Here is a 14,075-nt window from a genome sequence, read left to right as displayed (position 1 = left end):
GGTGGATCGAGGCTAAGGCGTGTCTCCTAATGCCTTGAGCCAGATGGTGGTGGCGCGCATCACGACCCCACCGCGGTAGGTTAGGGCGAGCGTGTCGTATCTGGTGGCCAAACCCCGCCACTGCTTCGAAGCAGGAAATTCGTCTGCGCTCTGGGCTGTCACGACATGATCGGATCGATGGTCAGGTTGGTGCGGCCGGTGACAACGCCGCCATGGAGAGCTTGTTCTCATTGCTACAAAAGAACGCCCTGGACCGTCATGCGTGGATGACCAGGGACGACCTTCGGACCGCGATCGTGACCTGGATCGAACGGACCTACCACCGACGCAGACGACAAGACCGTCTCGGCCGGTTGACTCCCATCGAGTTCGAGACAATCATGACCACACCAGCCACTCAGGCTGCGTGACTAACCACTGTCACCCGATCATGCGGCATAGCCCACCTTTCTTGGCATCTTATATGTGAGGGCACTGTTGCCCGGTTCGTTGGCAGAGATGAGTGATCGGCAACAGAACTAGCCATTCGGCCATTCACAAAAAAAGTTATCTTTGTTATGGGACCTTTAAATGCTCGATGAAGGGCTTGCGCCCTCTGACCTCTTGTGTAAACAATGGAGGTGCCAGTAAGAGCAAGCATTGAACAGAGGAGATGAAGATGAATAAAAAATTTATGACAGCGGCAAGTGCAGGTGCTTTGACGCTCTCCCTCTCTCTCGGCGCAATGGCACCTGCATTTGCGGAAACTAAAGAGGCTGGGGCAGGCATTACAGCTTCAGAGCGCGCGAATATTGAGATGATTGAGACTGTTGATGCTGCCACAATTGAATCTATCAATTCCGCCACATCATCCTCAGGATCTAGTCAACTTCCTAAGGACACCGTTGCGTTCGGATTCAACTCCAATGGTGACGCGGTTGCTGTCAATCACGCAGGCCAAGAAACATTACTTTCGTCTGCTCAAGACATGGAAGCCGAGATGGAATCCCTACCTCGTCAGTCGGCAGGCGGAGCGCCAATGGTGCAGGTTGGCTCCGACAAGGGAATCATTGGTGCGGCCGCATCCACGATCGCAGGATGTGCAGGCGGGGCTATCGGGTACGATGAAATTCTTGATATTCTCGAGCGTCGGGCTAGCTACTGGACGGTAGTCAAATTCATTGCAAAGAAGACCGGCCCCGGTCTTGCAATTAGTTGTATCGCCGGTGCCGGCGGAGGTCTCGCACTCTATATGGATGGTGATTAGAATGCGCGGATTAGTTTTCATTTCCGTCTTTTTCGCATTGTTGCTCGTATTTCATTTCATGACTGGAGTGGGTATCGCATTCGCGGTATTTATTAGTGCCGCAATAGCGGCAGTCATGTGCACCGTGTTTACTCGATCAGGCAGAAAAGCCGGAAAACGAATCCTTCGTAATTCCCGTCAGGGGTGGGGGTCAACCACTGGTTGAGTAAATTTCCTAACAGTGTGGCGCGCTAGTCTAATGGCTAGCGCGCCACGTCGATGTGGACCTAGGAGTTCAGCTCCCTCGCTGCAACTCGAGGGCGTCCAACAGGGCGTCCTCTTCGTCTTCGTTGGTCACCGCGTTGGTCCGGCGGTTCTTCTTGGGCCGGTACAGGGACTTGAGGTGGGCGGGCATGTCGTCGGCCATCTGGAGCTCGCGGATGATCAGTTCTTCGTCCACGTCCCCGGTGTAGTTGCCCTCGGCGTCGTAGTACTGCGCAAGCTTGCGCTCGACCTCGGCCGAGTAGGCGCGGTCCCATTCCTCGTTGCGCACGTGCTGGCGCGCGGCGTAGCCGAACGCCACGAACACGAGGAAGGCGAACGCGTACCACTGCAGCGAGTACGAGAGGTGCGGGCCGTAGTTGATCTCGGGCTTGGCCGGTGCCGCTGGTCGTTCGGCTGCGGGCGGGTCTTCCGAGGCCAGCAGTCCGTAACCACCCGTGGCTATCGGGTAATCCAGTTGCTCATCGAGCAGTCCCAGATCGATCGAGGCGATCTGACCTTCTGGCGCGCCGCGGTCCACGGACACTTCTCCCGGTCGCAAGCGGACCGTGGCGGTGACGTCACCGGACGGGGGCTGGGGGATCACGCCGGGCATGCCGTTGGCGCCGTCGCCGGTGGGAACCCAACCGCGGTTGATGACCACGGTGCGCCCGTCATCCGCGCGGAAGGGAACGAGCACCTCGTACCCCACGCGACCGTCCTGCGGGCGGTTGCGCACGAGCGTGGTGTCCTGGGGCAGGTACTGCCCTTCCAAGGTCACTGGCTGCCAGGTTTGCGTGTCGTCATAGTCGTCGAACAGGGGGAGGCCCTCCGCCGGGCTGAGCGCGGGGGCGTCGTAGTTGTTCTCGATCTTGTAGTTCTCCACGACCAAGTAGTCGTTGCGGGACATCTGCCACTGAGCGAGGAACGCGCACACGATGGCGGCGACCACGCACATGAGGAACCAGCCGATCCAGGTGCCGGAGAAGAGGAACGAGTACTTGCGCATCAGACCTGGTCCTCCGAGGCTTTGAACGGCTCGGTGGCCTTGAGGAAATCACGCTGGGTCAGGAAATCGCTCAGGTATTCGCGGTGGTCATCGCATGCGAGCCACACTTTACGGCGGTCGGGCGTGTGCAACTTGGGGTTGTTCCAGAGCAGTTGCCATTGGGCGTCGCGGCCACAGCCGCGGCGGGAGCACTGGGGAACTTCGGGATGTTCCGTGGAGTCCTTGGCCGGTTTCGGGGAGCCCCCGTTGGGACTCAGGGAACCCAGCAGATCAAATTCCACGGTGCCATTACTCCTTGGTGTGACTGACGTTCGGTGCTCGGACGGTGGCCGGGGCTTAATTGCGTGATGTGCCCATTCGTTTATACGTGATGGCCTTGGGCGGTTCATGGGTGCGGTATTCGCCGTCCACCACCACGGTCTCCGGGTTCTCGGGCTTCGCCTGGGTCTCGGCGGTGGTCGGTAGTTCGGTGCGCTGGGGCGGGCGGTAGTACGTGCTGGTGCGTTCGGACCGGTCTGCACCGCGGTTGGCCATCATCACGGCGATCCAAGGGAGCACAGCCGCACCGATGCACAGCAGGATGCGCACCCACAGGATGTCGATCACCACCACGCCAATAATGCACACGATGCGCAAACCCTGTTGCAGGGCATACACCTTCATGCGGTGGGACATGTCCTGCGTGTGGGGGCCCGCCGCCGAAGTAATCGAGTGAACTCCGGTGGTGTCTCGCGTATGCGTGTGCGTGCGTGACATGTGAACAGATCCTTGGAAGTCAGTGGCCGGAAATCCCAGACGCAACATGGTGCCACGGGTTCCGGGGAGCGCGCTGGGCGCTTCCGTTAATTGTCTCATCGTTGTACTAACTCCCCAAGTGGCTGGGCCGAGATCTGTGGGTGTCCGGCTAGGATGGCTTGTCAGTTCGTTATTAGATTGTTATCTGGCGTTGCCCCCTGCCACGCCGTCCTGTCGATGAAAGGTTCACCATGCTGATCAGCCCAACACCGAAGGCGCCCGCACCGTACTGGTTACGGGAGGTAACCGAGGTATCGGTCGCGCCATTGCCGAGGCGTTCGTGGCCGCAGGCGACAACGTGGTGGTCACCTCGCGTTCCGGTGATGACGGGCCCGACGGCGCTTTCACCGTCCAAGCGGACGTCACCGATTCCGCGTCCGTGGACGCCGCGTTCAAGCAGATTGAAGAGAAGTACGGTCCCGTGGAGGTGCTGGTGGCCAACGCCGGCGTCACCAAGGACACCCTGCTGCTGCGCATGAAGGAAGCCGATTTCCAGGACGTGATCGACACCAACCTCACCGGCGCGTTCCGCGTGGTGCAGCGCGCCACCAAGGGCTTCATGCGCCTGAAGAAGGGCCGCATTGTCCTGATCTCTTCCGTGGTCGGTTTCACCGGTGCGCCGGGCCAGGTCAACTACGCATCCTCCAAGGCCGGAATGGTGGGCATGGCTCGCGCCATCACCCGTGAGCTCGGTGCCCGCGGGGTGACCGCCAACGTGGTGGCCCCCGGTTACATCGACACCGCCATGACCGACGCCTGAGTGATGAGGTCAAGGCCGAGTATCTGTCCATGATCCCGGCCAGCCGCTTCGGTAAGCCCGAGGAGATCGCCAAGGCCGTTCGTTGGATTGCCTCCGACGACGCCGCCTACATTTCCGGCGCTGTCATCCCTGTGGACGGCGGCTTGGTCATGGGACACTGACTCCCAAGACAGTCTTCAACAGCGCAGCGTGACAAAGGAGAACCGCATGAGCTCAGTGGCAGGCAAAACCGTAGTTATTACGGGTTCTCGCGAGGGGTGGGCGCAGACACCGCCAAGATTCTGGCAGGGGAGGGCGCGAACGTCGTCGTCAACTATCGCCAGAAGGCCCCCCGCGCCAACAAGGTGGTCAAGGAAATCACCGAGGCCGGCGGCAAAGCCATTGCGGTCCAGGCCGATATGACCGATGTGGAGTCGCTGCGTGGCCTGTTGCAGGCCGGTGTGGACGAGTTCGGCGGCGTGGACATCCTGATCCTCAACGCCTCCGGCGGCATGGAATCCGACATGGGCGAGGATTACGCGCTGCGCCTGAACCGGGACGCTCAAAACGATGCCCTGACCGAGGGACTCAAAGTTCTGCCCGAGGGCGGCCGCGTGGTGTTCGTGACCAGCCACCAGGCGCACTTCATCAACGACGTGGAAACCATGCCCGAGTACGAGGCCGTGGCCAAGTCCAAGCGCGCCGGCGAGGACACACTGACCGCTCGAGTGCCCGAAATGGCCGAGCAGGGTGTGAGCTTCGTGGTCGTCTCCGCGGACATGATCGAAGGCACCGTGACCGCCACGCTGCTCAACCGTGCCCGCCCGGGTGCGCTCGAGGAGCGCCGTGAATCCGCCGGCAAGCTCTACTCGGTCAACGAGTTTGCTCAGGAGATCGCCAAGATGGTCTCTGCAGACGTCGAGACCGGCCACGTGGAACTCGTGGGTGGCGCCGAGGACTTCCTGGCCCAAGCCGGCAAGTAAATTACCTGCGCTGCAGCAGTGCCGCCTGTCCGTGAAAACGGGCAGGCGGCACACTGCTTTCCGGGGTCCTCGTGTGTTTTCGAGTCTGGCTCTCATCTGTGGTAAGTTACTTCTCGTTGCCAACGGCCACGTGAGGTCTCCCGAGTCCTCAATTCGTAGTCGTGACACCTGCGCGGGTGGCGGAATAGGCAGACGCGCTAGCTTGAGGTGCTAGTCCTCGTATTAGAGGGTGGGGGTTCAAGTCCCCCCTCGCGCACAGGATGAAAATCCCCGTTCGACTGGGTCGAACGGGGATTTTTCTTGCTCTGGGAGCGCCGGTGTCCCGGGTATTAAGTTACAGCCGAGTCTGAATAGCCAGGTCGCTGAGCATCTCAGCGTCCTTTGACTTGCGGTGGTCGCCCTCACGCTTCTGCGTGTCCCATACTTAACGAGTGCCTCAGAAAACATTGACGGTTGGTCTCATGGCCGACCCAGGCCTCCCTGAAGCAGTTGCTCGGTCAGTGGTCTCACTGGTGAATCGGGATCTGAACCAGCTGACGCAGGCGGATTCCGTTGAGTGGTCGGTGGAAGTCAGCCGGGATACCCTGCCGTTGACCGAGCAGAACGAAATCCACTTGCTCGATCGGGCGCCAGGTCTCAGAGATGCCCACGGTTGGGACTACATGGTCTATCTGACCGACCTTCCGCGTTCCTTGGACAACAACTCACTAGTGTGTGAGGTCGATGTCACCGGCAATGCCACGTTGCTTTCCCTCCCTGCCCTGGGAGCGGTGCACGTGAAATCCAGGGCGCGCAGGGTGCTCACTGAACTGGTCATTGCCATGGCGGAGGAGTCGCCGGGCAAATACACCACGGGCTATCCCCGCGGATTCAGCCGTCGGAACTGGCAGAAGGTTCAGCGAGAAGGGGATGAGGAGAACTACGAAATCATCCTCCGAGCGCTTTCAGCCGTCCTCGTCTTCTGGCGGGCATGGTTCGAAGTAATCGGCCCATGCGATTGCTGCCGGCCCTGTCCAGTTCGGTCGCGACCGCCGTGGCACCGGTGGCTTCGGCATTTTCTACGCGTCCATCTGGAATATGTCGGATGCGCTCACCACCCCTCGGATGGCTGCAATCAGTGTGTTCGTGGTGGCCGCGTTCGCCACCTGGCTCATCGTTCACAACGGGCTATGGGTCTCTTCAGAGTCGGCGGGTGGCCGAATACGCAGCGGCTTGGACAACGCGGCAACAGTCCTCACCGTGGGAATCGGCGTTGCTCCATGTACCTGGTTTTGTGGGCCATCCTGTTTGCCGTGACCTTGGCAGTGGTCAATGCTGAGTACTTGGCTGGCGACATCGGCCACCCGGTGAACCTCTTGGATTATCTGGATATAGCCTGGCTAGCCTCCGCACTGGGCATGATGGGTGGAGCCATGGGGTCCAATTTCGACAAAGAAAGCGACATCCGCGAAGCCACCTACACCCGTCGCGAATATACGCGCCGGAAAATGGCCGAGCGCGAGGAGAATCAGGATTGAATTCGACTGGTTCTGCTGAAGTGACAGAGAGGCGGAATCCGCCAACGGCGGTTCTGTGACATCCGGTCCGCGCTCTAATAGCGAGGGGCCAATTACGGCGGGACTTTGATTAGGAACCCGGCAGGCCCTTAGCGCTGCCGGGGTTCTCTCCCCGCTGAGCGTCCATCATGCGGGCGTTGTTCATGCTTTTCAGCCCCGAGGCGATGATCGTGGTCCCGACGATCGGCGCGAAGATCCACGCCGCCGGGTACCAGTGGAACAACATGACCAGCCCGACCGCCCAGAAGAGCAGGCCGGTGAACCAGCTGAACCAGAGACCGGGCTGAGCCTGGGTCACATCATCGAGATGGTCCGGCAGAGGCTCAGGATCCCCGTTCACCAACTGATCAGCGAGTTTCCGGCTGTGGACCGAGTAGATGACGTAGCAGGCCGTGCCGGTCAGCAGCCCCACAGCCAGGTTGGACAACCAGTATCCACCGATTGCCACGAGAGCCTGCATGGATGCTTTGAACTGGTCGGCGATCCAGTCATCCAGGAAAACCGAGACGAAAAAGTAGGTCCCGAAGATCAGTATCCAGCGCCAGACCGGTTCGCGGTTCGGCTTGGTACCGTCCCTCATCAAGACCCACCTTTGCTCGTGATGATCGAACAGTAACGAGCGGTTCGTATCCCTGTCCACGCCCTCGAGCAGCTAGACCCGTGGGGTACACATACAAGCTCGGCTGAACCGATCAACCGAAAGGTTGATTTCGGCTGTGCAACACGGGTGATCAGCCTGGTGAGCAATTAGACTGCAAGGCGGACGCCGCATACGTGGCGCGTACGTTCACGGCGCCGGGCGCCCGATCTCCCCTGAGCTGGGGTGCCCCGTGGCATCAGATGACAGGTGAATAATGCCCTCCACTGATACCCGGTCCTCACACGCCAAGAAACGCAGCGGTTCAAAGCCCGGTGCCGTTCGATGGATCATTCCCATCGTGTTGGTCCTGGCGTGGCTGGGTGTCATGGGTGTGGGTGGACCCACCTTCGGCAAGATCTCGGACGTGGTCACCAACTCCCAGGCGGACTTCCTGCCGGTGGACGCACAGGCCACCGAGGTCCAGGACCGCATTGGGGATTTCAGTGACTCCGAGGGCATCCCCGCCATCATCGTGGCGGAATCAGAGGACGAGATTTCCCGGGCCCAGATTCGGGATCTGGGGGAAACGACCCAGGGATTGACCGACATTGAGCAGGTCACCCAGGTTTCGCCTCCCATCCCGTCGGAGGACGGCCAAGCCGTAGAAATCATTGCCCTGGTGGACGCGGAATCGGACACGGCCACCGTGGTGGAAGAAATCCGTTCCGAGCTCGGCACTGACAGCGAAGACGGCCTCAACATTGCCGTCTCGGGTCCCGCTGGTCTGGTTGCTGACCTCAGTGGCGCGTTCGCCGGCATCGACGGTCTGCTCCTGATCGTGGCCCTGGTAGCGGTGCTGGTCATCCTGGTTCTTGTCTACCGTTCGCCGATCCTTCCCTTCCTCGTTTTGATCACCTCCATGGCGGCGCTGTGCGGTGCGATCCTCACCGTGTACTGGCTGGCCAAGGAAGAAATCATCACCCTGAGTGGTCAGACGCAGGGCATCCTGTCCATCATCGTGATCGGTGCGGCCACCGACTACGGCTTGCTCTACACCGCACGGTTCCGCGAAGCACTCCACCAGACGGAGTCCCGCTGGCACGCCACACGTGTGGCGTGGAAGGGCACGTTCCTGCGGTCATGGCCTCCGGTACCACGGTGATCGCGGGTCTGCTGTGCCTTCTGCTGTCCGCTCTTGAGTCCAACCGGTCGCTCGGTCCGGTCACCGCCATTGGTGTCGTCTTTGCCATTCTCGCGGGCCTGACCCTCTTGCCCGCCCTTCTGGCGATCTTCGGCCGCGTGGCCATGTGGCCCCGCATCCCCAAGGTAGAAACCGTCCCCGAGGCGCACCAACAGGCCGATGACCTCGAGCACAAGAAGGGGCTGTGGCCCGCCGTCGCCCGCCTGGTGGATCGCAAGTCCCGCACCGTCTGGATCATCTGCGCCATCGGCTTGGGCATCGCCGCGGTCGGTGCGTCGCAGCTGGACGCCGGCGGCGTCCCCGAATCCGAATTCGTGTTGGGAGAGTCCAAGCTCGCGATGGCTTGGCCATCATCGATCGCCACTTCCCGGGCGGTTCCGGCGACCCCACGTACGTACTCGCCTCTGAGGAGCACGGCGAGGCTATCGCGGAGAAGCTCGACGGGGACGACGACGTCGCCTCCGTCGCGTTCAACGCCAAGGACACCCCGAGCGGCACGTTGCCTTACCCTGCGCCCCCGGCCGGCCCGCTGGCCAACGCCGAGCCGACCGTGGACAACGGTCAGGTGCTGATTCAGGCCACCCTGGCCTACAACACCGACTCCGGTGAGGCCCAGGACGCGTAGAACGGCTGCGGGGCGAGTTGGCTGAGATCGATTCGGACGTGCTGATCGGCGGCACCACGGCGGTCCAGTTGGACACCATTTCTGCTGCCGAACGCGACCGGGCCCTGATCATCCCCATCATCCTGGTGGTCATCCTAATCATCCTGATCGTATTGCTGCGTAGCGTCCTGATGCCCGTGCTGCTGGTGGTGACCACCGTGCTGTCATTCCTGTCCGCATTGGGTGTTGCCTGGGCCGTGTTCGAGATCTTCGACATCAACCAGGCAGATCCCACGGTCCCGCTGTTCAGCTTCGTGTTCCTGGTGGCCCTGGGTATCGACTACAACATCTTCTTGATGAGCCGAGTACGAGAAGAAGTGGTGCAGATCGGTCACCGCAAGGGTGTGCTGGTGGGACTCGTGACCACAGGTGGCGTGATTACCGCCGCGGGTGTGGTGCTCGCTGCAACGTTCGCCGCGCTGGCCGTGCTTCCCATCCTGTTCCTGGTGCAACTGGCCATCATTGTGTCGATCGGCGTTTTGATGGACACGATCATCGTGCGTTCGCTGTTGGTTCCCGCTCTGGCCTTGGACATTGGTCCCAAGTCCTGGTGGCCCTCCGGTGCCGGATCGCCCGGCAAGCACCGTAAAGTCGAATCTTCTACGGCCGGGTAATTTTCTGCCCCTACGCCACGATGACTAGACTCCACCTCATGCCCCAGAAGCTCGTAGTAGTTGCGTATGCCGTGTCTCCCGAGGAGGGGGCCACCGAAGCGGTGCTGGACCTGATCCAACGTTCTGGCGGTGAGGTGGATTCGCACAACTGGGTGCGCGTCACCGAATCCGCTTCGGACGGTCAGGCCACGGATGTGGAAGGCTACAACGCCCTCACGGTCCACGCTGAAGCTCCTTCCGTGGAACAACTGCGTGACGCACTGCAGCCGAACCGGCGGGAACAGGCGTTGCCCGGAATCGATCTGAACGTGATCGATGCCCGCTGGTTCGACAACTCCCGGCGCAAGCTGTTGGTCACGGACGTGGATTCCACGCTCATCCGCCAAGAGGTCATCGAGATGCTGGCGGCTCACGTGGGTCTGGAGGCTGAAGTGGCCGCGGTGACCGAACGAGCCATGCGCGGGGAGATCGACTTCGAACAGTCATTGCGTGAGCGCGTGGCCGTCCTCAAGGGCCTGCCGGCCTCGGTGATCGAAGAGGTGTCGTCCGCGGTGCGGTTGTCACCGGGTGCCACGGTTCTGGTCAAGACCCTGCTCGGTTCCGGTCACGCGGTGGCCGCTGTCTCCGGTGGGTTCAATCAGATCTTGGACCCCCTGGCCGAGAAGTTGGAACTGACGCGAGCCGCGGCCAACACCCTGGAAATCGAGGACGGCAAGTTGACCGGTCGCGTGACCGGCCCGGTGGTCGACCGCGAAGCCAAGGCGGCTCTGCTGACTCGGTGGGCCGAAGAACTCGACGTTGCCCCGGAGGACGTCATTGCCGTGGGCGACGGCGCCAACGACATCGACATGTGCCGGGCCGCTGGTCTCTCGGTGGCCTACCGCGCGAAACCGGCCCTGCGCGACGTCGCCGATACGCAACTGAGCATCCCCAACCTGGATGCCCTGCGCTTCTTCGTGGATCTGTAACCGGTTGTGCTCGTGTCACCGGTGTGCCCGCATGCCCGTGACCGCCCGCTCACGTTAGAGTTGCGATCATGAGTGCTGTGCTGGAATTGGTGGACGTCAGTGTTGTCCGCGGCGAGAAAACCCTGTTGGATTCGGTGAACTGGACCGTTCAGGACGGGGAGCGTTGGGTCATTCTGGGTCCCAACGGTGCCGGTAAATCCACGTTGTTGTCGATTGCCGCTGCGCGCCTGCACCCGACCACCGGCATGGTCGACATTCTTGAAGAAATCCTGGGCGCGGTGGACGTGTTCGAGTTGCGCCCCCGTATCGGCGTCAGCTCCGCGACCCTGGCCACTCAGATCCCGCACGCGGAGACCGTTCGCGACGTAATCGTGACCGCCGCGTACGGCGTGACCGGTCGCTGGCGCGAAGAGTACGACGAGTCCGACGACGCTCGCGCCGTCGAATTGCTCGACGCCTGGGGCCTCGGCGACCTCGCCGAGCGACGCTTCGGAACCCTGTCCGAGGGCGAGCGCAAGCGTGTGCTGATCGCCCGCGCCCTCATGACCGACCCCGAACTGCTGCTGCTGGATGAACCCGCCGCCGGTTTGGACGTGGGCGGCCGCGAGAAGCTGGTTGCCCGTTTGGACGAGCTCGCCAAGGACCCCGCATCCCCGGCAATTGTCATGGTGACCCACCACCTCGAAGAGGTCCCGGACGGCTTCACCCACGCCATGTTGTTGCGCGAAGGCAAGGTCGTAGCGGCCGGTCCGGTGGGTCAGGTCATGACCCAGAAGAACCTGTCCGAGACATTCAACCTTCCTCTGAAGCTTGTGAAGGTCGGCGACCGTTACGCCGCGTTCGCCCGGTAATCGAGACGCGCCTTGTTGAACCTTTCCCTGTCCGCGGCTGCGCCCATGCAGTTGTTCGGCGAATCCGGAACCATTCCGTTCGAGTGGTGGCAGGTCGCCTGATTCTGGTGGCCGGTCTGTGGGCCGGTCTGATCAACACGATTGTGGGCTCCGGAACGCTGGTGACCTTCCCGGTTCTGGTGACCATGGGAGTGCCACCCGTGACGGCGTCCATGTCCAACGCGATGGGTCTGATTGCCGGCAACTTGACGGGCGCGTGGAGTTATCGCAGTGAACTCGGGGGAGTGAAGCACACCCTCAAGAAGCTGATTCCCTGCTCACTGTTGGGTGGCGTGATCGGTGCCGCGTTGCTGCTGACCCTGCCCGAGGAAGTCTTCGGGGTGGCAGCACCCATTCTCATTGTGGTGGCGCTGCTGTTCGTGATCTTCCAGCCACGCCTGCAAGCTTTGGTGCGGCGTCGGAAGGCACAGCAAGAGACGGCCGCCGCCGCGGATACCGACATGGAGACCAGCGGTGGGGACGTGGACCCGGACCGCTCCAAACAGCCGCTCCCGCTGTACATCCTGGTGTTCTTCGCTGGCATCTACGGTGGCTACTTCGTGGCCGCGCAGGGGGTGTTGCTCATGGGCGTGTTGGGCGTGTTCCTCTTGGCATCCATGCAGGCGGCCAACGCGGTGAAGAACGTGCTCGTGGCCGCGGTGAACATTGTGGCCGCCCTGTCTTACATTCTCTTGGCATTCGACCGCATCAACTGGTGGGTGGTGCTCTTCATCGCACTGAGCTCGACCCTCGGTTCTTGGCTGGGTGCCAAGATCGGCAAGCGCATGTCGCCCATCGTTCTTCGCACGGTGATCGTGATCCTGGGCGTGGTGGCCCTCATCAACATGGTCTCCCAGCTGTTCTAGGAGATCCGCTATGACTGTTTCGTCTTTTGAAGACCGCATTGTCCGTCTCACCGACCCCAAAGATCCGCGCGTGGCCGATTACACGAGCCTCACGGACGTGGCCCTGCGCCGAAAGATCGAACCCGAGCGCGGGCTTTACCTCGCCGAGTCCTCCAAGGTCCTGCGCCGCGCCCTAGACGCCGGCCACCAGCCTCGCTCGTTCTTCATGGCCGAGAAATGGCTCGACGACATGCGCGACATCCTCAACGCCTACGACGTTCCGGTGTTCGTCGGCTCTGACGACGTGCTCGAGCACATCACCGGCTTCCACCTTCACCGCGGGGCGATTGCCGCCATGCACCGCCCGGCCCCGCTTTCCTTGCCCGACGTGCTGGCCTCCGCTCGCCGTGTGGCGATCCTCGAGGGCATCGTGGACCACACGAACGTAGGGGCGATCTTCCGTTCCGCGGCGGCCTTGGATGTCGACGCCGTTCTGGTCACCCCGCGCTGCGCCGACCCCTTGTACCGCCGGGCCGTTCGGGTGTCGATGGGAACCGTGTTCCAGGTTCCTGGGTGCGGCTCAACCACTGGACGGCAGACCTGCAGATCGTCAAGGACGCCGGCTTCCTCACGGCGGCACTCGCGCTTTCGGATGATGCGGTGACCGTTGACGAGCTCGCTGCCGAGAAGCCCGAGAAGCTCGCTCTGATTCTTGGCACGGAGGGTCAGGGACTCGGCGACGCGACCCTTTACCACGCTGATCGCCACGTGATCATCCCCATGAGCCACGGAGTGGATTCCCTCAACGTCGCTGCGGCGAGCGCCGTAGCGTTCTGGGAAACCCGGCCAAGGTAACAGGCCGCACCGTCCTGCCATGTACAACTGATACCCACGGAGCATATAATGAACCATATAATGGAAGGGGTGGACCATGGCAATGACGAGTGTTGACCTTGACCCTGGGCTCATAGAAAGAGCTCGAATTCTCACTGGTGAGCGTTCAAACCGCGCTGTCCTCGATCTAGCTCTCCGCAGGCTGATCGCTTCCAAGCAGAAGGCGCGATGATTGATGGAATCGCCGAATTGACGGACCTTGAGTCTGGACTTGGCGCTCCAACAGACGAGGTACCAAGCTCAGAATTGCCCAGTTCGTGACCGATTACTTGGTTGATAATTCGGTATGGGCGAGATTGGCGTCCGGTGATCAGCGAATCGCGGCTCGACTCCGTCACATCGAACAGGCACCGTCGGATCTCTTCGTGACCTGTGCGCCCCAGGTTCTGGAGTTTTGCCATAGTGCTCGATCGCCGGAACAGTACACGCTTTATCGACAGCAGATTTCCTTAGGGTTTCCGCTCGAACATGCTCCTGATGAGTCGCTCGTCCTGGATATCCAAGGTGCCCTTTGGAACTCGGGGCTTGTGCGTGCGGCCGGCTCGCTCGACATCCTGATCGCGGGGTATGCGATTGTGAACGGCGCGACTGTACTCGCGGCCGACCACGATTTCGATCACATTGCCAAGGTCAGCGACCTGCACCACGAGTACGTTGCGCCATCGTCCTAGTACCGGAGTAAATCAGTAAATCGTGCCCCGGGAGACCCTCCTTTCGCGCACACGCTGACATCTACGGTAGAGGTACGCAGTTCCAGCGCCTCGCGAACATTTCGGGCAGAGGTACGCAATTCTGGTTCGCCGGGAACATTTGTGGCAGAGGTAGGCAGCTAAACGCAGGGTGTCAACCTG

The 14,075-nt window shown here is 61.4% G+C and carries 11 protein-coding genes, 1 tRNA gene and 6 pseudogenes; 13 read left to right on the top strand and 5 right to left on the bottom strand.

The window, feature by feature from the left end; genetic code table 11:
• Positions 1 to 12: 12 nt before the first annotated feature.
• Positions 13 to 126: pseudogene (locus YO9_RS18965) on the bottom strand (IS5/IS1182 family transposase); the annotation flags it as partial.
• Between YO9_RS18965 and YO9_RS0114450 the strand changes: the two are divergent.
• Both YO9_RS0114450 and YO9_RS18960 read left to right on the top strand, forming a co-directional pair.
• Positions 127 to 410, top strand: a pseudogene (locus YO9_RS0114450) (integrase core domain-containing protein); the annotation flags it as partial.
• A gap of 248 nt (positions 411 to 658) precedes the next feature.
• Complete coding sequence (locus YO9_RS18960; RefSeq protein ID WP_223286632.1) at positions 659 to 1,246, top strand: hypothetical protein; 588 nt, start codon at positions 659 to 661, stop codon at positions 1,244 to 1,246.
• Between the two features lie 274 nt (positions 1,247 to 1,520).
• Here the strand turns inward: YO9_RS18960 and YO9_RS0114440 are convergent, their stop codons facing one another.
• Genes YO9_RS0114440 through YO9_RS0114430 form a run of 3 tightly spaced genes read right to left on the bottom strand, consistent with a single transcriptional unit; the run spans position 1,521 to position 3,251 of the window.
• Positions 1,521 to 2,495 (bottom strand): SURF1 family cytochrome oxidase biogenesis protein, encoded by a 975-nt coding sequence (locus YO9_RS0114440; protein WP_016998129.1) that lies wholly within the window; start codon positions 2,493 to 2,495, stop codon positions 1,521 to 1,523.
• On the bottom strand, positions 2,495 to 2,776 hold the full coding sequence (locus YO9_RS0114435) for a hypothetical protein (RefSeq protein WP_016998128.1): 282 nt from the start codon (positions 2,774 to 2,776) through the stop codon (positions 2,495 to 2,497). Before YO9_RS0114435 ends, YO9_RS0114440 begins: the two co-directional genes overlap by 1 nt.
• Before the next feature lie 55 nt (positions 2,777 to 2,831).
• On the bottom strand, positions 2,832 to 3,251 hold the full coding sequence (locus YO9_RS0114430; protein WP_016998127.1) for a DUF3099 domain-containing protein: 420 nt from the start codon (positions 3,249 to 3,251) through the stop codon (positions 2,832 to 2,834).
• 268 nt (positions 3,252 to 3,519) lie between these two features.
• Here YO9_RS0114430 and fabG point away from each other — a divergent pair.
• The 4 genes and pseudogenes from fabG (at position 3,520) to YO9_RS18955 (ending at position 6,529) form a co-directional block, all read left to right on the top strand.
• Positions 3,520 to 4,211: pseudogene (gene fabG, locus YO9_RS0114425) on the top strand (3-oxoacyl-ACP reductase FabG).
• Between the two features lie 46 nt (positions 4,212 to 4,257).
• Positions 4,258 to 5,012: pseudogene (locus tag YO9_RS0114420) on the top strand (SDR family oxidoreductase).
• 170 nt (positions 5,013 to 5,182) lie between these two features.
• A tRNA-Leu gene (locus tag YO9_RS0114415) sits at positions 5,183 to 5,268 on the top strand.
• Between the two features lie 244 nt (positions 5,269 to 5,512).
• Entirely contained in the window at positions 5,513 to 6,529 is a 1,017-nt protein-coding gene (locus YO9_RS18955) for a hypothetical protein (RefSeq protein WP_223286631.1), read from the top strand.
• A gap of 109 nt (positions 6,530 to 6,638) precedes the next feature.
• Here the strand turns inward: YO9_RS18955 and YO9_RS0114400 are convergent, their stop codons facing one another.
• Positions 6,639 to 7,148 carry a hypothetical protein gene (locus YO9_RS0114400; RefSeq protein ID WP_016998121.1) on the bottom strand — a complete coding sequence of 170 codons (510 nt, stop codon included), beginning with the start codon at positions 7,146 to 7,148 and terminating at the stop codon, positions 6,639 to 6,641.
• 274 nt (positions 7,149 to 7,422) lie between these two features.
• Here YO9_RS0114400 and YO9_RS21950 point away from each other — a divergent pair.
• The 7 genes and pseudogenes from YO9_RS21950 to YO9_RS0114365 all read left to right on the top strand — a co-directional run bounded on the left by YO9_RS21950 (position 7,423) and on the right by YO9_RS0114365 (position 13,895).
• A pseudogene (locus tag YO9_RS21950) lies at positions 7,423 to 9,627 on the top strand (MMPL family transporter).
• Positions 9,628 to 9,665: 38 nt separating this feature from the next.
• Entirely contained in the window at positions 9,666 to 10,595 is a 930-nt protein-coding gene (gene serB / locus YO9_RS0114390; RefSeq protein WP_016998118.1) for a phosphoserine phosphatase SerB, read from the top strand.
• Positions 10,596 to 10,663: 68 nt separating this feature from the next.
• On the top strand, positions 10,664 to 11,446 hold the full coding sequence (locus YO9_RS0114385) for an ABC transporter ATP-binding protein (protein WP_031273403.1): 783 nt from the start codon (positions 10,664 to 10,666) through the stop codon (positions 11,444 to 11,446).
• Between the two features lie 83 nt (positions 11,447 to 11,529).
• Positions 11,530 to 12,351 (top strand): sulfite exporter TauE/SafE family protein, encoded by an 822-nt coding sequence (locus YO9_RS0114375; protein ID WP_016998115.1) that lies wholly within the window; start codon positions 11,530 to 11,532, stop codon positions 12,349 to 12,351.
• A 10-nt stretch (positions 12,352 to 12,361) separates the two neighbouring features.
• Positions 12,362 to 13,185: pseudogene (locus tag YO9_RS0114370) on the top strand (TrmH family RNA methyltransferase).
• Between the two features lie 76 nt (positions 13,186 to 13,261).
• Positions 13,262 to 13,396 carry a type II toxin-antitoxin system VapB family antitoxin gene (locus YO9_RS21780; RefSeq protein WP_396350780.1) on the top strand — a complete coding sequence of 45 codons (135 nt, stop codon included), beginning with the start codon at positions 13,262 to 13,264 and terminating at the stop codon, positions 13,394 to 13,396.
• 85 nt (positions 13,397 to 13,481) lie between these two features.
• Positions 13,482 to 13,895: a PIN domain-containing protein gene (locus YO9_RS0114365; RefSeq protein ID WP_016998114.1), complete on the top strand. Its 414-nt coding sequence runs from the start codon at positions 13,482 to 13,484 to the stop codon at positions 13,893 to 13,895.
• Positions 13,896 to 14,075: the final 180 nt, after the last annotated feature.

Origin of the sequence: Kocuria atrinae C3-8 (assembly GCF_000286355.1) — a bacterium.
Taxonomy (GTDB): Bacteria; Actinomycetota; Actinomycetes; order Actinomycetales; family Micrococcaceae; genus Kocuria; species Kocuria atrinae_A.
This window is presented reverse-complemented; position numbering and strand designations above follow the sequence as displayed.

Coding starts and splice junctions, on each gene's coding strand:
- YO9_RS0114385 (WP_031273403.1), top strand. CDS start 10,664: ATGAGTGCTGTGCTGGAATTGGTGGACGTCAGTGTTGTCCGCGGCGAG.
- YO9_RS0114430 (WP_016998127.1), bottom strand. CDS start 3,251: ATGTCACGCACGCACACGCATACGCGAGACACCACCGGAGTTCACTCG.
- YO9_RS18960 (WP_223286632.1), top strand. CDS start 659: ATGAATAAAAAATTTATGACAGCGGCAAGTGCAGGTGCTTTGACGCTC.
- YO9_RS0114400 (WP_016998121.1), bottom strand. CDS start 7,148: ATGAGGGACGGTACCAAGCCGAACCGCGAACCGGTCTGGCGCTGGATA.
- YO9_RS21780 (WP_396350780.1), top strand. CDS start 13,262: ATGGCAATGACGAGTGTTGACCTTGACCCTGGGCTCATAGAAAGAGCT.
- serB (WP_016998118.1), top strand. CDS start 9,666: ATGCCCCAGAAGCTCGTAGTAGTTGCGTATGCCGTGTCTCCCGAGGAG.
- YO9_RS0114440 (WP_016998129.1), bottom strand. CDS start 2,495: ATGCGCAAGTACTCGTTCCTCTTCTCCGGCACCTGGATCGGCTGGTTC.